Genomic DNA, 18,212 nt, shown 5'->3' on the forward strand with positions numbered 1-18,212 from the left:
CACCGCTTTGTGTCCCCGGGCCGTTGCAAATGGCGGGGGTTTCCCGGCCAATCCTCCTAAGCCAGTGACCGGGCGCCTAGCGTGATCGCCCAAGCCTCGAGTTTTCAACAGATTGCCGCCCGTCATGACTCCGCCCGCCACCGCCTTGCCCGTCGAAGCGCCCCAGGCGTTCCTGGGGGTCGCGCGTTCGCTCACCGACAAGCTCTGGCGCGACCGGCTCGATGCGCGCGGCGCGGCCAAGGCGCTCGCCATCGTGCAGCGGCACCAGCTGCCCGAACTGCTGGCGCGGGTGCTGGCGGGCCGTGGTGTCGATATCGACGCCGTCGCCGATTTCCTCGATCCCACCATCCGCAAGCTGCTGCCGGACCCGTTCACGGTGACGGAGATGGAAGCTGCCGCCAAGCGGATCGCGGATGCAGCAGCCAACGGCGAGAAGGTCGCAATCTTCGGCGATTACGATGTCGACGGCGCCACCTCGGCCGCGCTGCTGGCCTGGCATCTGCGCCATTGCGGGCTCGATCCGCTGATCCACATCCCCGATCGCATCTTCGAGGGTTATGGCCCGAATAGCGAAGCCGTGCGTGGCCTGGCCGCGAAGGGCGCCACGCTGCTCGTCACCGTCGATTGCGGCACCACCAGCATAGATCCGCTCGCTGAGGCCAAGCGGATCGGCATGTCCGTCGTCGTGATCGACCACCATCAGGCCGGCACGGAGCTGCCGGAGGTCGACGCGCTGGTCAATCCGAACCGGCTCGACGATCTCTCGGGCCTCGGCCATCTCGCCGCCGTCGGCCTCGTGCTGGTGACCCTGGTCGCGGTCAATCGTGAATTGCGCCAGCGCGGCTTCTGGAATGCGCAGATGCCTGAGCCCGATCTGCTCGGCATGCTGCATCACGTCGCGCTCGGCACCGTCGCCGACGTCGCGCCGCTGATCGGACTCAACCGCGCCTTCGTGGCCAAGGGGCTGATCGCGATGCGGCGGCGCGACCATGTCGGCCACACCGCGCTAATGGACGTGGCGCGGCTCAATGGCCCGCCGGAGGCCTGGCATCTCGGCTTCATGCTGGGGCCGCGCGTCAATGCCGGCGGCCGCATCGGCCGCGCCGACCTCGGCGTGCGGCTGCTGCTCGAAGGCGACAGCGTCGAAGCGGCGCGGATCGCCGCCGAACTCGACCGGCTCAACAGCGAGCGCCGCGTCATCGAGCAGGCGGCCGAAGCACAGGCCGAAGCCGAGGCGCTGGCCTCGATCGGGCTGGAGGACAAGCTCAGCGTCATCGTCACGGCCTCCGAAGGCTGGCACCCCGGCGTGGTCGGCCTCGTCGCCTCTCGCCTGAAGGAGAAGTTTTCGCGACCCGCGTTTGCCATCGCGCTCGAACCCGGCGGCATCGGCACCGGCTCGGGCCGCTCGATCGCGGGCGTCGATATCGGCAAGGCGGTGCGGCAGGCGGTCACCGACGGTATTCTGCTCAAGGGCGGCGGCCACGCGATGGCTGCGGGCGTGACGCTGCGGAAGGAAAAGCTCGCCGAGTTTCGCGCCTATCTCGAAAATGCACTGGCCCGCGACGTCGCCGAGGCACGCCACGTCAACGAGCTCTACATCGACGGCGCGGTCTCCGCGCGCGCGGTGACGACGGAGCTGGCGACCACGCTCAATCGCGCCGGTCCCTTCGGCAGCGGCAATCCGGAAGCCGTGCTGGCGCTGCCGGCGCATCAGCTCGTCTACGCCGACGAAGTGGGCCAGGCGCATCTGCGCCTGCGTTTCAAGTCGGGCGACGGCGCCGTCGTCAACGGCATCGCGTTCCGCTCGGTCGGCCAGAAGCTCGGCAATGCGCTCGTGGCCAATCGCGGCCAGCAATTGCATGTCGCGGGATCGCTGTCGGTCGATCGCTACCAGGGTGCCGAGCGGGTACAATTCCGCGTCATCGACGTCGCGCTACCCGACCAGGGACCATCCATGATTAGATAGGCCCGGTAAAAAACAAAAAAGGGAGTGAACATGGCAGGGCAGGTTGAGGGGAAAGTGGCGCTGGTGACCGGCGGCGCCTCGGGCATCGGCGAGGCCATCGTCGAGCTGTTCGCGCGCGAGGGCGCCACCGTCATTGCCACCGACATCGACGAGCTGCGCGGTCCCGAGCTCGCCAGGCGCATCACCAAGGCCGGCGGCAAGGCGATCTTCCTGGAGCAGGACGTCACCAGCGAGGAGCGCTGGATCGAGGTCACGGCCGAGATCGCGAAGCGCTACGGCCGGCTCGACATCATGGTCTCCAATGCCGGCATCGGCATTGCCGTGCCTTCGATCGTCGACATGACGCTCTCTGACTGGCGCAAGCAGAACGCGATCAACCTCGACGGCGTGTTTCTCTCCGTCAAGCATTGCCTGCCATTGATGCGCAAGAGCGGCGGCGGGTCGATCGTCATGATGTCCTCGCTGGCGGGCCTGCGCGGCGCGGCAGGGCTGTCAGCGTATTCGGCCACCAAGGGGGGCGTGCGGCTGTTCGCCAAATCGATCGCGATGGAGTGCGCCGCCGCGGGCGACGGCATCCGCGTCAACTCCGTGCATCCCGGCATCATCGACACGCCGATCTGGGGCAAGATCCCGACCGGCGCGACCGGCGCGGGCCAGAACGCGCCGATCGATCCGGAGGAGCGAGCCAAGGTCGCAACGCCGCTCGGCCGTGCCGGCCAGGCTGGGGAGATCGCCAGTGGCGTCCTGTATCTGGCCTCCGATGCCTCGCGCTACGTTACCGGCAGCGAGCTCGTCATCGACGGCGGCATGAACGCCGGCGCCGTGCCACGGCGGCAATGAGCCGCTGCGCAGGTCGCGAAGGGCAGGGTGGCGCCCGCAGGGGCTGACGCGCAGGCGTCGGCCCTGTACAACGCGCGCAGCTCCCGACCGACAAAGGTGTCCTTCGCCATGGCGCACAGCCTTCACTCTTCATCATCCACACCGACTCCGTTTCGCTCGAACCGGCCGGACCTCGCCACCGATGCGATCCGCAGCGCGCGTGAGGATCTCGCCGCCTGCTTCCGCATGGCTGCGCGCAACGGGTTTGAAGAGGGCATCTGCAACCACTTCTCGGCCGTGGTGCCGGGCCATGACGATCTCTTCCTGGTCAATCCCTACGGCTATGCGTTCCGCGAGCTGACGGCGTCAAAGCTGCTGATCTGCGACTTCCACGGCAACGTGCTCGACGGCGAGGGCGTGCCCGAGGCAACCGCGTTCTACATCCACGCCGAGATGCACAAGCGGCTGCCGCGCGCCAGGGTCGCCTTCCACACCCACATGCCCCATGCGACGGCGCTGTCGATGACCGAGGGCGATCCGCTGATCTGGGCTGGCCAGACCGCGCTGAAGTTCTATGGCCGCACGGTGCTGGACCGCGACTATAACGGTCTGGCGCTCGACAACCGCGAGGGCGCGCGCATCGCCTCGGCCGTTGGCGATGCCGACATCGTCTTCATGAAGCATCACGGCGTCATGGTGCTGGCGCCGACCATCGCGGAGGCCTGGGACGATCTCTACTACCTCGAGCGCGCCGCCGAGGTGCAGGTGCTGGCGATGTCGACGGGACGAAAGGTGCTGCCGGTCGATCCTGCAATTGCGGCCGAAACCTACAGGCAGATGCGCGAAGGCGATTCCGAATCCGCGCGGCTGCATCTTGCCGCGATCCGCCGCCAGCTCGACGCGGAGGAGCCGCAGTACCGGCACTGAGGCGAGTTACGACCCCTGCCGCAGCTTCGCGAGCACCTTCAGCCCGCCATAACCGTCGGCGGGCGCGATGCCGGCGCGATGCTGAAAATCCTTGATCGCCTTCATGGTGTCGTTGCCGACGCGGCCGTCGGTGCCGCCGGTGTCGAATCCGGCCTTGGTCAGACGCGTCTGCATCTCCTGCACCTCCGCGAGCGTCAGCGCGCGCTCGGAGCCGGGGAAGGGCTGGATGAAGGGCGGCGCGCCCAGGCAACGGTCGCCGAGATGGCAGATCGCCAGCGCGTAGTTCATCGAGGGATTGTAGCTCTTCACTGCATTGAAATTCGGTCCCAGCAGGAAGGACGGCCCGCCCGCAACAGGTGTCCACAGCTGCGCGGATGCGTTTGGTTGCGGAAACGGCTGGCCGTCGGAGCGGGTGACGCCGGCCGCCTGCCATGCCGCATAGGTCCGGCTGCCGCTCGTCTCGCCGGAGGCGCGTACCTCATAGCCCCAGTGCTCGCCGCGGTGCCATTTGCCGCGGTTGACGAGATATTTTGCGGTCGATCCCAGCGCATCGTCCGGCTTGCCGAACGGCGACACCTTGCCGTCGCCGTCATAGTCGATGCCGACATTGAGCCAGACCTCGGGCATCCATTGCGAATGCCCCATCGCGCCGGCCCAGGATCCCTGCATCTGCTCCGGCGTGCTCCAGCCCTTGTCGACGATGCGCAGCGCGTTGATCAGCTCGGTCTCCCAATAGGCCTTGCGGCGCGGCTCATTCCAGGCCAGCGCGGCGAGCGAGGGAAACACCGGCGTCATGTGGTTCTGCTGCACCAGCGGATCGCCATAGGCGGATTCGACGCCCCACAGCGCCAGCAGCGTGCCACGCTCGACGCCGAAATCGCGTTCGATCCGCGCGAGCAGCGCCTCGTTGTTCTTCAGCGCGATCTTGCCGTTGATGATGCGCCAGTCGGAGACGCGGCGATTGATGTATTGCCAGACCTGCTCGTGGAATTCCGGCTGGTTGCGCATCTGCTTGAAGACGCTCATGTCGGGTTCGACACGCGCCATCGCGCGCTGCCAGGTCGCGGCCGAAATGCCCTTCGCCATGGCGCGTGCGCGAAAGCCCTCGCGCCATTCATCGAAGCCCGGAGGGGCGGCGAGGATGCGCGTCGGGAGCGCGATGAGTGCGGCTGCGCCGAGTGACGATCGAAGCAGGGCGCGGCGGCTGCGATGGGATGAGGAATCAGCTTGTTTCATGGAGGCATCCTAGCGGGAAACATGGCGCCTGTGAGCCGGTTCCTGGAACTGGGAACAGGAGGCATCCGTGCTCATCGGCAGGAACAAAGTGTCGCAGTCCGGCATTCCCTCCGCACACACTGGAGGACGAGACATGAGAAAATATCTGTTTGCCGCCGCCATGGTCACGGCCATTGCCGCGCCTGCGTTCGCCGATGAAGTCGGCGTTCACGTCGGCCCGGTCGGCGCCGGCGTGACCGTCGGGCAGTCCCACGAATACCGCGATCGCGATCGCGACCGTACCACCGTCATCAAGGAGCGGGCGCCTGCCGACCGCACCACGGTGATCAAGAAGGAAGACGAATTCGGCAATCGCAGCAAGACCGTGATTCATCACGACAACGACTGATGTAGCGAGGGCCCCGGCCGTGGCGCCGGGGCCCGTCTTCCGCCGCAGTCTGGTCACCGAGCATTCGGGGTGGAATGAAGATACGTGCGCATGCGGAGAGCCATGTCGTCGAACTCGACGACGGATCGCAGTGGCAGATTTTTCCCGGTGATATCGCGACCACGCTGAGCTGGAAGCCCGAAACCGATCTGCATTTGAGGCAGAGCAGCGAAGAGATCTGTTCGCATGTGCTGGTGAATGCCGCCGATCAAACCCGCGTGCGGGTGATCGCGGCGGGCGATAACTGGCCCGACGGCGCGGTTAAGAAAGCGTTGGAAGAGGGGTAGGTCGTCCTTGCACATGGCCGGATATCCCCAAAAAATTTAGGCCTGTCACTTTACGGTCGGTTCGCTTCCGTCTGCGCAGAATACGCGTATGCGGGAGCTGTTCGACATCATCCGTGCCAATCCCTGGCCGTTCGGGGCCGGGCTTTTCGTCGTGATCCTGATGATCCTCGTCGAGAACTATGGCCGGGGCATCAACGGTGACGGTGGCGCGGGCGGCGACTTCTCGGATGCCGGCGGATGCGATGGCGGCGGGGACGGAGGAGGCGGCGACTGAGCGGCGAGCAATGCTCCGTTCGTCTTGCTGCCCGTTAGTCCTCCTGCAGGTCGGCCGCAATGCCTGCGAGCCAGCGCCGGATCGCGGTCTCCGCCTTCGTGTCCAGGCCCTTCACGAGGCGCTTCTCCAGCACCATCACCCGTTCCCGGCACGCCTTCAACAGCGTCGTGCCGTGCGGCGTTAGCGTCCATTGCTGGATGCGGCCGTGGACGGGATGAGGCGTCATCAGAATCGCGCCGTCGCGTTCGAGATTTCGTATGATGACGCCGACGGTCTGCGGCGTCAGGAAGGTGAGGCGGGCGACGTCCGCCCCCGACAGGCCGGGATAGGCATTCAGCATCGTCAGCACGGCGAATTGCGGCGACGTCACGCCGAGATCGGCGAGCGTCCGCTCGGTCGTCAGGCGGACCGCGGCATGGGACTGTCGCAGCAGATAGCCGAGATAACCCTGCTCGCCGCGCTTGCCTTCGCCGGGAGCGGGGATGTGCACCGCTCCGTTGGCGGCAGGTGCGGGCCTCTTCCGCACGGCTTGCGATTTTGTGATGTCGGTTGACTTGCGGGGCATGTAAGGGCTCTTATACAATATAAGTGCTATTACATTAAGACGAGGTCGACGGCAATGCCACACGCCCGCAGCGAATACGAGGATTTCAGGAAGATCGCGCCCGATGCGTATGAGCTGGTGCTGGCGCTCGGTCAGGTGGCGGCCAAGGCAGGCCTCGACAAGCAGCTCATCGAGCTCGTCAAGCTGCGTGCCTCGCAGATCAATGGCTGCGCCTTTTGCCTGCAGCATCACATCCTGCTGTCGGAGCGGACCGGAGTGCCCGCGGACAAGCTCAATCTGGTCGCGGTCTGGCGCGAGGCGCCGGTCTTTTCCGTGCGCGAGCGCGCTGCGCTGGCCTGGGCCGAGGCGCTCACTTTGCTTCCCGACGGCGTCAGCGATGAGGTTTACGCTGAAGCGAGCCGCGAATTCTCCGAGGCGGAGCTGATGTACCTGACCTCGGCAGTTGCCTCGATCAACGTCTGGAACCGTTTTGGCGCGGCGTATCGCTGGACCCCGGCGAAGCGGCCTGTCGCAACGAATGCCGCGGCATCCTGATCGCGGCGAGGGGAGGTCGTCATGACAACAATGAGTTTGAGCACCACGCAACGCCTGGTGCGATCGCGCTCGATGGCTCTGGCCGTCGCCGGCGGGCTCGCCTGCGCGCTTGCGACCGGCAAGGTGTTGCCGGTGACGATGGACGCCGTATCCGGCGCGCTCGCGCCGCTGTGCGCGACGGCCGCCGAGAGTTCGCCGCTCGACAAGGTCGAGCCGATCGGCTCCTACGCATTGCCGAACGTGCCGGGCAAGCGCGTCACAATCGTGCGTGTCTTCTATGGTCCCGGCGGCTTTTCGCGGCCGCATCGTCACGCCGGCTCGGTGACCGCCTACGTCACCAAGGGCGAGATCCGCTCCCAACTCGGCGGCGGCCCGGTCGAGACGTTCGGCGTCGGCCAGTCCTTCTTCGAGCCGCCGGGCGCGACGCATCTGGTCTCGGCCAATGCCAGCGCCACGGAGCCGGCAGAATTGATCGCGGTGTTCGTGGCGGACGAGGGCGCGCAGCTGACGACGTATCTGGAGTAGCTGGCACTCGCAATCCGAACCCGCCGTTATTCAGGTCGGCCGCGATGGCTTCAACCGTTGCCATAGTGGTGAAAGACCGTATTCGACGACCGGAATCACGACTGCGCCGACAATGAGTCCAACGACGCCTGAGATGGCTGCCTCGACCAACCATTCGGCGATGCCGGCAATGGAGGGAAGGACATGCGCGGCAGCCTCGGTCGCGGTATGGACCGTGTGGCCGACCACGGTTGGGCCGTATTGTTCGATGCCGTGCAGGATGATGCCGCCGCCGACCCAGATCATGGCGGCCGTGCCGATGGTGCTCAGCACCGCCAGGAGGGTGGGCATGCCGCTGACGAGCACACGTCCAAGCAAGCGGATTGCGCTGCCAATGAACGAGGCGCCGCCATACCGCGCAAGCGCTACGCCGACATCGTCCGCCTTCACGATCAGGGCGACCACGCCGTAGACTCCAACTGTGATGAAAATGGCGACGAGCGCCAGCACGAGCGCCTGCGTCCAGATGCTGCCCGCCGGGATGGCCGCCAGCGTGATCGCCATGATCTCCGCCGACAGGATGAAATCCGTCTTGATGGCGCTCGCGACCTTCTCGTCCTCGACCGACCGCGCATTCAACGCGGTCGGCTGGAGCTGAGCTTCGCGGTGGCGCGCATGATGCGGCATCACGGCTTCGAGCACCTTCTCAGCAGCCTCGTAGCAGAGAAAGGCCCCGCCCAGCATAAGTAGCGGCGTGACCGCGGCGGGGAGCAAATAACCAAGCAAGAGGGCAATGGGTAGCAGGATCAGCAATTTATTGCGCAACGACCCAACCGCAATCTTACCCACGATCGGCAGTTCGCGTTTCGAGGCAAAGCCGATCACGTAGTTCGGCGTGACGGCTGTGTCATCGATGACCACGCCAGCCGCCTTTGTTCCCGCCTTGGCCGCCTGGCTCGCTACATCGTCGAGCGAGGCTGCTGCCACCTTTGCAATCGCCGCGATATCGTCGAGGAGACCAATCAGTCCGACACTCATCAAACCTGTTCCTTATGCCTTCGAGCCGGCGGTGTGTGCGACAACACGCTTTGGCACTGCCCGGCATTGGAACGCACAAGCCGTCAATTCTCCTCGGCGCCCGATCCTTCGCGCAGATCCGGCTTGATCACGTCCTCCGGCAGCGCATGTGCGACCGGCTGCGGAGCCCCCGCGATCTCCGGGCCGATCTCGCGGCCGCGGCCGCGGATCAGGCGCTCGTAGGCCGAGACCAGAGTCACGTAGGGACTGACCCAGATCCAGCCGTCGCGGGTGAACACCTGCACGTCGAAATGCAGGTGCATCGAGGTGCCGGCGGGATGGTCGAGATAGTTCGAGACCACGCCGATCTTCTCGCCTTCCCATACGATGCGGCCGTTGAGCAGGCCGTCGGCGTTCATCGCCTGCGGGTTCATGTGCATGTAGCGGAAGCGAATGTGCTCGGTCCGGCTGTTGACTTGAAGCGTCGCGGCCTGGTCCTTCAAGGCGCGAATGACCCTCGCGTCGCGCACGGCGACGACGGCACGCTGCTTGGGATCGCAGGCCTCGCGGCCTTCACCGGGTGCCGGGCACTCGGCGGCGCGGATGTCCTCGCCCTGATGGCCGTAGCCGCCGCCGCATTGCCAGACCTCGAAACTGCGGGATTCGCAGAAATTGTCGCGCCAGGGATAGGCGGTCGTGCTCTCCATCTTGTCGCGCTTGGCGTAGGATTGCGAGCGAACGAACGCAGGCGCCTTCTCGAGCGGAAAGCGGATCTGGGCATAGGCCATCACGTCGGGATGACCGCCCTGCTTGCGATAGCCGGTGTTCGGGATGATGTCGCCGCTCGGCCGGTAGGTGAAGTCCGCCGAACGCGCCGCAGGACGATCGAGAATGCTGGAAGCGATGTCCGTCAGCGACCGCATGCGCTGGCCGCCCGCCATGCGCAGTGCCTTCAGGAAGCGCTCGGCGACCGGATAGGCTTCCTTGCAGGCGAGCCGGCGCGGCTTGGCGACGCTGTCGAGGCATTGGATCGACACCACATAGGCCACGCCGAACCGGGTGAAAGCGTAGCGCACATAACCTTCCCGGATGAACTTGCGCAGGTCCGGGTAAAGCGCTGCGAGCGGTTTGACCAGCTCGCCCTTGCCGCCCGAGGGATCGGCTATGTCGTAGACGAGCGCCGATCCGGTGATCTGTACCTCGACCGGCCTGGCGAACACCCGGCTCGGCATGCCGTCGCCGGCACCGGGTTCGAACGAGAAAGTCGCGCTGTAGCCGGCAGGGCCGGCATCGAACATGTCGACGGGATTGAAGTCAGCCTGGTAGCGCGACAACGTAGGGGTCGCGGGCGCGCCGCTGCGTTGCGCCTCGAGATACGCGGCGGCGTCGAACGGCAGCAGCACCGGCACGGAGCTGCTGGCGATGCCGGTGAAGAATTGGGAGGAGACCGCGTTGAGCTGCACCAGCGCAGGCGTCGCCCGCGGATCGTAGCGCGGCACCGAACGGCGGGGCGCGAAGATGAAATCGGCCGCGACCCCGCGATGGCCGTTGATTTCGCTGCGAAGCTGGTCAAGCGCCGCGCGCCAGTCGACGCGCAGGGCCGTGAGCGAGGGGCTGCGAAATTCATCCGCAGCAAGTCGAGTGGTGCCGAGGAGCGAAAGCGACGCCAGGGCCAGCAAGACGAAGCGGAAACCCTTCCCAACCACTTGTCTCGCCCCCCGGCGCCGCCCGTTGTGATCGCGCTTTTCCCCGTCAGTCCTTGGCGCGTTCGGAGTAGGAGCCGTCTTCGGTCATCACCACGATGCGGGTGCCGACCGCGATGTGCGGCGGCACGGTGGTGCGGATACCATTGGAGAGCACCGCGGGCTTGTACGACGACGAGGCGGTCTGGCCCTTGGTCACCGGCTCGGTCTCGACCACTTCCAGTGTCACGCGCTGCGGCAGCGCGAGCGAGACGACGTTGACGTCGTGGGTCGACAGCTTGACGGTCATGTCCGGTTGAAGATAGGAGGCCGCGTCGCCGACCACGTCCTTGGAGACCTGGACCTGGTCGTAGGTCTCCGGGTTCATGAAGTGGTAGCCGTCACCGTCTTCATAGAGGAAGGTGAAGTTGCGCTCTTCGATCGTGGCCTTTTCGACCTGGTCGGTGGTCTTGTAGCGCTCGGAGATCTTTACCCCGTCCGAGATTCGGCGCATTTCGATCTGGCTGACCGGGGTGCCCTTGCCGGGATGGATGTTCTCGGCGCTCACGACGACATAAAGCTTGCCGTCTTGCTCGATCACGTTGCCCTTGCGAATAGAACTGGCGATGACTCTCAAAGCTATATTTCCTGCTTGCTTGGCCCGGCTCCGGCCAGGACGTGGTCAAATCGATGGGGGACTCGGGGTCTCAAATCGGACCTCGGTGCCCGTTTCGGGCCGCAACATACTGATTTTGCCGATGGAAGCCAGCACTTTGCTGTCCCACGGAGAGGTCGGTTAATGGCTGGGGACAAGCCGATCTCGCCATTCTGGTCGCCCGGGCGCCACCTCGACCGGCGGCCTTTTCTGCAGGCACGAGGGGCCATTACCGGGGCTCTACGGGGCTTTTTCGCTGAGCAGGGCTTCATCGAGGTCGAAACCTCCGTCCTCCAGGTCTCTCCGGGCAACGAGACCCACCTGCACGCCCCCCGGACGGAGATCATGCGGCCCGATGGCAGTCGCGCCCGCCGCTATTTGAGGACCTCGCCCGAATTTGCCTGCAAGAAGCTGCTGGCAGCCGGGGAGGAGCGGATTTTCGAGTTTGCCCGGGTGTTCCGCGACCGTGAGCGCGGCGACCTGCACCTGCCCGAGTTCACCATGCTGGAATGGTACCGGGCCGGCGCCCCCTATGACGCCATCATGGCCGACTGCGTCGTCGTCATCGCCCGTGCCGCGCAGGCGACCGGCATCGGCACCTTCGATTTCCGCGGCCGGACGGCCGATCCCTTCGCCGAGCCGGAGCTTGTGACTGTCGCAGGCGCCTTCGAGCAGTTCGCCGGGATCGACCTGCTTGCGACGATTTCCGGCGGCGAGGGCGACCGCACCGCGCTTGCCCAGGCGGCCGCCGGCAAGGTCCGCGTGGCCGCGGACGACACCTGGTCGGACATTTTCAGCAAGGTCCTGGTCGAGCATGTCGAGCCGCATCTGGGGCAGGGCCGTTTGACTATCCTGTTCGAATACCCATCTCCGGAGGCGGCGCTGGCGCGGGTGAAGGCCGGCGATCCCCGCGTTGCCGAGCGGTTTGAGATCTATGCCTGCGGCGTCGAGCTCGCCAACGGCTTTGGCGAGCTGACCGACGCCGAGGAGCAGCGCAAGCGCTTCACCGAATCCATGGCGGAGAAGCAGCGTCGCTACGGCGAAGCCTATCCGCTGGACGAGGACTTTCTTGCCGCGGTCGCGGCAATGCCGGACGCAAGCGGAGTCGCGCTCGGCTTCGACCGGCTGGTGATGCTGGCGAGCGGCGCATCGCGAATTGATCAGGTGGTCTGGACGCCGCCTTCAAATGAAACGTTAAGTGAGACATGACGAAGACCAATCTTGCACGCACCTTGCGCGAGCCGGCCGAACTCGTAGCCGCGCAACTGGCGCCCGCCACGGCGCTGCCGGCACTCGAGCGCGTTGCCGCGCGCTATGCGGTGGCGATCACGCCGGCGCTGGCCGATTTGATCGATACGTCCGATCCCGACGATCCCATCGCGCGGCAGTTCGTTCCGACGGCCGCGGAGCTGGAGATGCAGGCCGGCGAGAACGCCGATCCGATCGGCGATCGTCCGTACTCGCCCGTTCCCGGCATCGTGCATCGCTATCCCGACCGCGTTCTGTTCAAGCTCGTTCATGTCTGCGCAGTCTATTGCCGCTTCTGCTTCCGCCGCGAGATGGTCGGACCCGGCAAGGAGAATGCGCTCTCGGACAGCGCCTATCGCGCCGCGATCGACTACATCCGCGCGCACAGCGAGATCTGGGAGGTGATCCTGACCGGCGGCGACCCCTTGATGCTGTCGCCGCGGAGGATGAGCGAGATCATGGCCGATCTTGCCGCGATCGATCATGTCAAGATCATCCGCCTTCACACCCGCGTACCTGTGGCCGATCCCGCGCGCATCAGCGACGAAATGGTCGCGGCATTGAAGGTCGAGGGTGCGACCACCTGGGTGGCGCTGCATGCCAACCATGCGCGCGAGCTGACGGGGCCAGCGCGCGCCGCGTGCGCGCGGCTGGTCGACGCCGGAATTCCCATGGTGAGCCAGTCCGTGCTTTTGCGCGGCGTCAATGACAGCGTCGCCGCCTTGTCGGATTTGATGCGAGCTTTCGTCGAATCCCGGATCAAGCCCTATTATCTGCATCATGGCGATCTTGCGCCGGGCACTGCGCATCTGCGAACGACGCTCGCCGAGGGGCAGGACTTGATGCGGCAGCTGCGCGGACGGGTGTCAGGACTGTGTCAGCCCGACTATGTCATCGACATTCCCGGCGGGGCCGGCAAATCGCCGGTCGGGCCGAATTACGTGTTGCCGGTGCAAAATACCGCACTTGATGCGGGTGATGCGGCATCGGAAACGCGCTATCGTATCGTGGATTATTGCGGCGACGTTCATCTCTATCCGCCCGAGACCTGAGCGGTTGGATTGGAAGGACGCCGGTTTGAGGAATGGAGGAGCAAAATGAGAAGCATCATCCTGGCACTGTCGCTCGTGGTGGTGTTCGGCGGCGCGGGCTTCGCGCAGACCGGCAGCAAGGGATCGAACACGTCGGGACAGTCGGCAGGTTCACCGCCGCCTGCACCGGTCGGACATCGTCAGCCGCGGGCCGGCGACGTGCCAAGTGAGAAGAACCTGAGCGACCCCAACGATCCCCTCAGCAAGGAAAACCAGGCGCTCGACAAGAAGATCAAGAGCATCTGCCGCGGCTGCTAGACACCAGCGGGCAGGGCGCGACAGCTCGCCCCGCCCGCGTCTAGCAGGCTTACGCCGTGCGCTCGTGCAGCCCCGCGCGCTGCGCGTTGCGCCGGACCTCGACCGCGTCGGCGAGTTGCTCGAGCACGGTTGCCGTTGTCGCCCAGTCGATGCATCCGTCCGTGATGCTCTGGCCGTAGGTGAGCGGCTTGCCCGGCACGACGTCCTGGCGGCCGGCGACGAGATTGCTCTCGATCATCACGCCCATGATGCGGTTCTCGCCGCCGGCGATCTGCCCGGCGATGTCGGCCGTCACAAGCGGCTGGTTTTCCGGCTTCTTGCTCGAATTGGCGTGGCTCGCATCCACCATCACCAGCGGCGCGACACCGGCTTTCGCCAGCTCGTTGCAGGCTGCCGCGACGCTTGCCGCGTCATAGTTCGGCTGGCCGCCGCCGCGCAGGATGATGTGGCAATCCTCGTTGCCCGCGGTCGAGGCGATCGCCGAGCGTCCCAGCTTGGTCACCGCCATGAAATGATGCGGATGCGAGGCCGACTTCACCGCGTCCGCCGCAATCCGCACATTGCCGTCGGTGCCGTTCTTGAAGCCGACCGGGCAGGACAGCCCCGAGGCCAGTTCGCGATGGATCTGGCTCTCGGTCGTGCGCGCGCCGATCGCGGCCCAGGACACGAGGTCGGCGATGTATTGCGGCGTGGTCATGTCGAGGAACTCGGTGCCGGCGGGCAGGCCGAGATTGTTGACCGCCGAAAGCACGTTGCGCGCCAGCCGCAGGCCCTTGTTGATGTCGAAGCTGCCGTCGAGATCGGGGTCGTTGATCAGGCCCTTCCAGCCGACCGTGGTGCGCGGCTTCTCGAAATAAACCCGCATCACGATCTCGAGCTGGTCGGCGAGCTCTTCGCGCAAGCTCGCGAGGCGCTCGGCATATTCGAGCGCGGCCTTGGGATCATGCACCGAGCAGGGACCGACGACGACCAGAAGCCGGTCGTCCTGGCCGTTGAGGATGGCGTGGATGGCGTTGCGCGCCGCCATCACCACGCGCGTCGCGGTGAGTGTGCGCGGGACTTCCCGCATCACCTCATCCGGCGTGCTCAGCTCTTTCAGTTCGCGGATACGAAGATCGTCGGTCGTGCTCAGCACGGCGGGCTCCTGTCTTTGTGAGAACCTGCCGGCCAATAAAAAAGCCGCCAGGTCTGGCGGCTTGTTCGGACGTTTGCTGCAATGTTTCAGATTGAGCGCGATCCTCCTGCCGCCAGCGAGCTGTCGTAGCTAAAGTACCAAAAATAGCTGGTGACGAGGGTGATCATGCAACGCCATATAGCGCGCCATTGGCGGGTTGTCACCCCCCAATACGCGAACGGCGCCGCAAGGCCCCTCAGGTGTTGCTGTTGCGTGCCGCCAGCGCCATGCCGATCAGCGTGGCGCCGCCGAACAGCAGGTTGATACCGACGAGGACGCCGATCGCCCATTCCGCCGAGCTCGGCAGGCCCGTGATCACCATGAACGAGATCGCGATGTCGACGAGGCCAGAGATCAGCAGCCATGACCAGCGGCCGCTCAGCTCGCGGCGGTGCTCCAGCGCATACATGATGGTCGTGACGCCCTCGGCGAGGAAGTAGGCGCCGAGCACGATGGTCAGGGTCAGCACGGCCTGCATCGGCCGCGCCAGCAGCAGCATGCCGGCGAGCACGGCCAGCGCGGCCGAGATCAGCGACCACCAGAAGCCCGGCGTGCTGCGCGCCCAATAGGTGACGATCAATCCGCCGATGCCGCTGATCAGGAACATCCAGCCGAGGAAGATCGCGATGGCGAGACTTGCGAGCGGCGGCAGGATCAGTGCGGCAACGCCGAGCACGACAAGCAGGATACCTTCGAACAGGAAGGCTTTCCAATGCGCTTTCACCGTTTGACTCATGGCGGATTGCAGCCGTGAAAGATCCTCGGGCGATGTCATCGCTAAGCTCCAGTTCGAATGGCGTGTGCTCAATCTAGTGCGTGCGCGGCACGCTTGCCATCCCGCGGCTCAACCGCCGCCGTGCGCTGACGAAAAACCTTCGCCGCTGGTGCGAACGCGGTTACGGCCGAGAATATAGATCGCAATCGTGACGATCAGAAGGGCGAGGCCGAGCAGGATCGAGACCAAGCCGATCGGGATCAGGGCCAGCGTCAGGTTGCGCTCGGGGTTGATCAGCCAATGATGAATCGAGGTCAGCACGAAGGCGAGTCCGAGAAAACCGACGCCGCCGCCGGCGAGCAGCAGTGCCCACATCCGGCGCAATTGGCTGAGCCGCTCCCGCGCGACATCGGTCCGGGGCGCGTGATGGCGGGCAACGCGCCGCACCAGACGGATGGCGAAGGCGATCGAGCTGAAGCCGATCAGCAGGCTCGCGCCGCCCAGCCACATCCGCAAGCTGGGATCGAGGTCGGGCATCCGCTGCAGGGTGAGCAGAGGGAAGTCGAAGGCCGAATGCAGCGCGAGCGGGCCTGCGAAGATCAGCAGCCGGCTGGACAGGCGGGCCCAGTCGCGATGATGACGGTTCGCGCCCAGCGCCGTGCCGGCCCGTGCGATCGTCAGATAAGCGCCGGCGATGATGCCGAGCGCGCCGTGGAATGGCACGGTCAGCACGCTGCGCAAGGCGGCCAGCGAACGCCACATTTCGGCATGCTGCACCAGATAGGCGAGGTTCTCGTAGGCGGCGAAGCCGAGGCCGACGGCGGCGCCATAGACCACGGTGTCCATCGGATTGGCAAAGGTCCGCCGCTTGGTCGAGGCGACCAGCACGATGGCGATCACCTTGACCGCTTCCTCCGGCAGCGCGACCCCGAAGATCGAATGCATGGCCAGCGCCGCCCATGGATCGTCGGGGGCTGCAACCATCTTGGCGAAGGGGGCGCGGGCGAGACCCAGCAGCGAAATGCTGGCCGCGCCCAGCAGGAAGGCAGTCCAGACCTGGGCCGGCGGCCCCGGGCGCTCCTCGGCGGCAATGACAAGCCACAGCATCAGCAGCGCCGGGGCGATGGCGGCCGTTCCGATGACGGTGGGCAACGCTTCAATCAGGTACATCGGCGCCGAAAATAGGTTCCCTTGATCTGCTTATCTACGTTTCCCGATGCGACCATGTGTCATGCGCTCGCTGTCGTCTCGCTTAACAGGCGTGACAGCCTGCGTTCATATGCGTCGCCGGCGAGGCGTGGAATACCGAACGCAATCAATTGCATGACAAACCCTGTTCGTCATCCATGGCAACGGGTCGCGCGCCGGATGTCACATCGTGATTGTTGAGGCGGATCAAGCAAATGCGCAGGTTTCTTCGATTCAAGATGCATGGGTCCCTGCGGCAAGTCCAGAGCCGGGACTTCCTCTCTCCGCACCGCGCGTGGCCGGGCGGACCGGCCTGAATTAGTCTCGCTTCGTCGCGCGTCCGCGGGGCGATGACGCGATCCGGCGGGACCGTACCTGCTCAAGCTCCCAGAAGGCGCGTACGAGGCACGTCCCCAGGCAGAGGACGATCAGCAGCAGCAGGAAGGCCTGGTCGACGGCTGGAATGTGTATCATGGCAGAGATAAAGCAACGCCCATGCCATGCGTTCCCGCGGCGACCCGCACCATGCGCAGCGGCTCCCGATCCGAAGGCCGCCGCCTTTGACTGCTTTCAGTGCGTGGTGAACGGCGGCGGTGCGTCGGGCGCGACGTCGAAGGCGCCGAGATGGAATTCCTCGCCGATGGATTCGTCCGGCTCGGAATGTTGCGCCATCAGCGTGAACGCGGCTTGCGGGTATTGCTTCCAGATCTCGAGATCGCCGGCGGTGATGGTGAGCCAGCCGAACGTGTACATGTAGCGTCCGGGCTCGGTGACCCGGCCGACCCTGTCCCAGGTGATCTTATCAACCCTGATCTTATCAACCGTGATCTTGTCGACTGCCATTCGGTCCCCCGATCGCAGGTCTGCAAATGACGTCCGGCACGAGGCGCGGCCCCCTGAAAAACTGATCCCGGAATGGGGCCGCGATAGGGCGGCGAGGCTGAGGATCAGGCCGATCGCAGCAGCAAGGGCGTCCGCACGACCAGCCGCACGAGGTCGTCCCGCTGCTGCTTCTCGGCGAAATTGACTGCAAAACCGTTGTCGAATTTGCGAATGACGCGCCCGACGCAGGCGCCGACCGCAAGCGGGGTTCCGACCGGCGGGTCGTATTCGCAGGAGACCGCGACGCCGGCCGTGGAGACGTCGATGATGAAGCAGGCATGGCTGCTGCCGTCGGCGAGCGTCAGGAAGGTTTGCGCGACCTGGGGTACGAACCGAGCGTCATTGCGCAGCTCCTGGATGCTGTCGTCCTTCTGCTTCTTCTCGAGCCAGGTCAGCTTTTCCGACATCCAGGCGCGCCTCGCCCGCGTCATGTCGAGCTCCATCAGGAAGCCCGATTTCAGCGTCGCGCTGATGGTGCACTGGAATTCGCCGAAATCCTGGAAGTAGGAGGTCACGCGTTCGCCGACCTTTCCGACCACGGGCACGTCGACCATCATCCGGAACGGGGAGACGCGGCTGGTGCGGCAGGCGAAGGTGCGGAGCTTGCCCTCGCAATCGTACCACCGTGGCAGCGAGTAGCTCCCGCTCACGGTGACTTGCACGGCACGCTGCCTGAGGAACTCTGCGACGGACATGGGCGCCAATCGTGTTGCGGAGTGTTTCCGTAATTCCACGGTAGGGATCATATTCTAAGCAAATGATA

21 protein-coding genes are annotated in these 18,212 nt (G+C 65.5%); 11 read left to right on the forward strand and 10 right to left on the reverse strand.

Features of this window, described 5'->3' with window-relative positions; genetic code table 11:
• Positions 1 to 124: 124 nt before the first annotated feature.
• The 3 genes from recJ to JQ572_RS26020 all read left to right on the forward strand — a co-directional run bounded on the left by recJ (position 125) and on the right by JQ572_RS26020 (position 3,712).
• Positions 125 to 1,966 (forward strand): single-stranded-DNA-specific exonuclease RecJ, encoded by a 1,842-nt coding sequence (gene recJ / locus JQ572_RS26010; protein ID WP_211385684.1) that lies wholly within the window; start codon positions 125 to 127, stop codon positions 1,964 to 1,966.
• A gap of 30 nt (positions 1,967 to 1,996) precedes the next feature.
• On the forward strand, positions 1,997 to 2,806 hold the full coding sequence (locus JQ572_RS26015; RefSeq protein WP_211385685.1) for an SDR family NAD(P)-dependent oxidoreductase: 810 nt from the start codon (positions 1,997 to 1,999) through the stop codon (positions 2,804 to 2,806).
• 108 nt (positions 2,807 to 2,914) lie between these two features.
• A complete protein-coding gene (locus tag JQ572_RS26020; RefSeq protein ID WP_211385686.1) occupies positions 2,915 to 3,712 on the forward strand; it encodes an aldolase in 798 nt (265 codons plus the stop codon).
• A 6-nt stretch (positions 3,713 to 3,718) separates the two neighbouring features.
• Here JQ572_RS26020 and JQ572_RS26025 read toward each other — a convergent pair whose 3' ends face one another.
• Complete coding sequence (locus JQ572_RS26025; protein ID WP_211385687.1) at positions 3,719 to 4,948, reverse strand: lytic murein transglycosylase; 1,230 nt, start codon at positions 4,946 to 4,948, stop codon at positions 3,719 to 3,721.
• Positions 4,949 to 5,081: 133 nt separating this feature from the next.
• On the opposite strand from JQ572_RS26025, the gene JQ572_RS26030 reads away from it, so the two are divergent.
• The 3 genes from JQ572_RS26030 to JQ572_RS26040 all read left to right on the forward strand — a co-directional run bounded on the left by JQ572_RS26030 (position 5,082) and on the right by JQ572_RS26040 (position 5,936).
• Complete coding sequence (locus tag JQ572_RS26030) at positions 5,082 to 5,336, forward strand: hypothetical protein (RefSeq protein ID WP_027557921.1); 255 nt, start codon at positions 5,082 to 5,084, stop codon at positions 5,334 to 5,336.
• Positions 5,337 to 5,410: 74 nt separating this feature from the next.
• Positions 5,411 to 5,662, forward strand: a complete 252-nt coding sequence (locus tag JQ572_RS26035) for a hypothetical protein (RefSeq protein WP_211385688.1) — start codon at positions 5,411 to 5,413, stop codon at positions 5,660 to 5,662.
• Between the two features lie 88 nt (positions 5,663 to 5,750).
• A complete protein-coding gene (locus JQ572_RS26040; RefSeq protein ID WP_211385689.1) occupies positions 5,751 to 5,936 on the forward strand; it encodes a hypothetical protein in 186 nt (61 codons plus the stop codon).
• 34 nt (positions 5,937 to 5,970) lie between these two features.
• Here JQ572_RS26040 and JQ572_RS26045 read toward each other — a convergent pair whose 3' ends face one another.
• Complete coding sequence (locus JQ572_RS26045) at positions 5,971 to 6,501, reverse strand: MarR family winged helix-turn-helix transcriptional regulator (protein ID WP_211385690.1); 531 nt, start codon at positions 6,499 to 6,501, stop codon at positions 5,971 to 5,973.
• Positions 6,502 to 6,555: 54 nt separating this feature from the next.
• Between JQ572_RS26045 and JQ572_RS26050 the strand changes: the two genes are divergently transcribed.
• Positions 6,556 to 7,035, forward strand: a complete 480-nt coding sequence (locus tag JQ572_RS26050) for a carboxymuconolactone decarboxylase family protein (protein ID WP_211385691.1) — start codon at positions 6,556 to 6,558, stop codon at positions 7,033 to 7,035.
• 21 nt (positions 7,036 to 7,056) lie between these two features.
• The gene (locus JQ572_RS26055; RefSeq protein ID WP_211385692.1) at positions 7,057 to 7,560 is read left to right on the forward strand and encodes a cupin domain-containing protein; all 504 of its coding nucleotides are present in this window, start codon (positions 7,057 to 7,059) and stop codon (positions 7,558 to 7,560) included.
• Positions 7,561 to 7,590: 30 nt separating this feature from the next.
• Here JQ572_RS26055 and JQ572_RS26060 read toward each other — a convergent pair whose 3' ends face one another.
• The 3 genes from JQ572_RS26060 to efp form a co-directional block, all read right to left on the reverse strand.
• Complete coding sequence (locus JQ572_RS26060) at positions 7,591 to 8,577, reverse strand: DUF808 domain-containing protein (protein ID WP_211385693.1); 987 nt, start codon at positions 8,575 to 8,577, stop codon at positions 7,591 to 7,593.
• Between the two features lie 83 nt (positions 8,578 to 8,660).
• Positions 8,661 to 10,262, reverse strand: coding sequence for a M23 family peptidase (locus JQ572_RS26065; RefSeq protein ID WP_211385694.1), 1,602 nt, complete (start codon positions 10,260 to 10,262; stop codon positions 8,661 to 8,663).
• A 46-nt stretch (positions 10,263 to 10,308) separates the two neighbouring features.
• Positions 10,309 to 10,875, reverse strand: coding sequence for an elongation factor P (efp, locus tag JQ572_RS26070; RefSeq protein WP_028151018.1), 567 nt, complete (start codon positions 10,873 to 10,875; stop codon positions 10,309 to 10,311).
• A 162-nt stretch (positions 10,876 to 11,037) separates the two neighbouring features.
• Here efp and epmA point away from each other — a divergent pair, with 162 nt between their 5' ends.
• Genes epmA through JQ572_RS26085 form a run of 3 tightly spaced genes read left to right on the forward strand, consistent with a single transcriptional unit; the run spans position 11,038 to position 13,490 of the window.
• A complete protein-coding gene (gene epmA / locus JQ572_RS26075) occupies positions 11,038 to 12,102 on the forward strand; it encodes an EF-P lysine aminoacylase EpmA (RefSeq protein ID WP_211385695.1) in 1,065 nt (354 codons plus the stop codon).
• Positions 12,099 to 13,193: a lysine-2,3-aminomutase-like protein gene (locus JQ572_RS26080; protein ID WP_211385696.1), complete on the forward strand. Its 1,095-nt coding sequence runs from the start codon at positions 12,099 to 12,101 to the stop codon at positions 13,191 to 13,193. Before epmA ends, JQ572_RS26080 begins: the two co-directional genes overlap by 4 nt.
• A gap of 45 nt (positions 13,194 to 13,238) precedes the next feature.
• Entirely contained in the window at positions 13,239 to 13,490 is a 252-nt protein-coding gene (locus tag JQ572_RS26085; protein ID WP_211385697.1) for a hypothetical protein, read from the forward strand.
• A 49-nt stretch (positions 13,491 to 13,539) separates the two neighbouring features.
• On the opposite strand, the gene JQ572_RS26090 is transcribed toward JQ572_RS26085, so the two are convergent.
• The 5 genes from JQ572_RS26090 to JQ572_RS26110 all read right to left on the reverse strand — a co-directional run bounded on the left by JQ572_RS26090 (position 13,540) and on the right by JQ572_RS26110 (position 18,144).
• Positions 13,540 to 14,625 (reverse strand): 3-deoxy-7-phosphoheptulonate synthase, encoded by a 1,086-nt coding sequence (locus JQ572_RS26090; protein ID WP_211385698.1) that lies wholly within the window; start codon positions 14,623 to 14,625, stop codon positions 13,540 to 13,542.
• Between the two features lie 235 nt (positions 14,626 to 14,860).
• On the reverse strand, positions 14,861 to 15,439 hold the full coding sequence (locus JQ572_RS26095; protein ID WP_211385699.1) for an HdeD family acid-resistance protein: 579 nt from the start codon (positions 15,437 to 15,439) through the stop codon (positions 14,861 to 14,863).
• A gap of 69 nt (positions 15,440 to 15,508) precedes the next feature.
• Entirely contained in the window at positions 15,509 to 16,549 is a 1,041-nt protein-coding gene (locus JQ572_RS26100; protein WP_211385700.1) for a PrsW family glutamic-type intramembrane protease, read from the reverse strand.
• Between the two features lie 588 nt (positions 16,550 to 17,137).
• On the reverse strand, positions 17,138 to 17,395 hold the full coding sequence (locus JQ572_RS26105) for a hypothetical protein (RefSeq protein WP_211385818.1): 258 nt from the start codon (positions 17,393 to 17,395) through the stop codon (positions 17,138 to 17,140).
• 119 nt (positions 17,396 to 17,514) lie between these two features.
• Positions 17,515 to 18,144: a PilZ domain-containing protein gene (locus JQ572_RS26110; RefSeq protein ID WP_211385701.1), complete on the reverse strand. Its 630-nt coding sequence runs from the start codon at positions 18,142 to 18,144 to the stop codon at positions 17,515 to 17,517.
• Between the last annotated feature and the right edge of the window lie 68 nt (positions 18,145 to 18,212).

Source organism: Bradyrhizobium sp. SZCCT0153, from assembly GCF_018129995.1.
In the GTDB taxonomy this organism is placed as follows: Bacteria; Pseudomonadota; Alphaproteobacteria; order Rhizobiales; family Xanthobacteraceae; genus Bradyrhizobium; species Bradyrhizobium japonicum_G.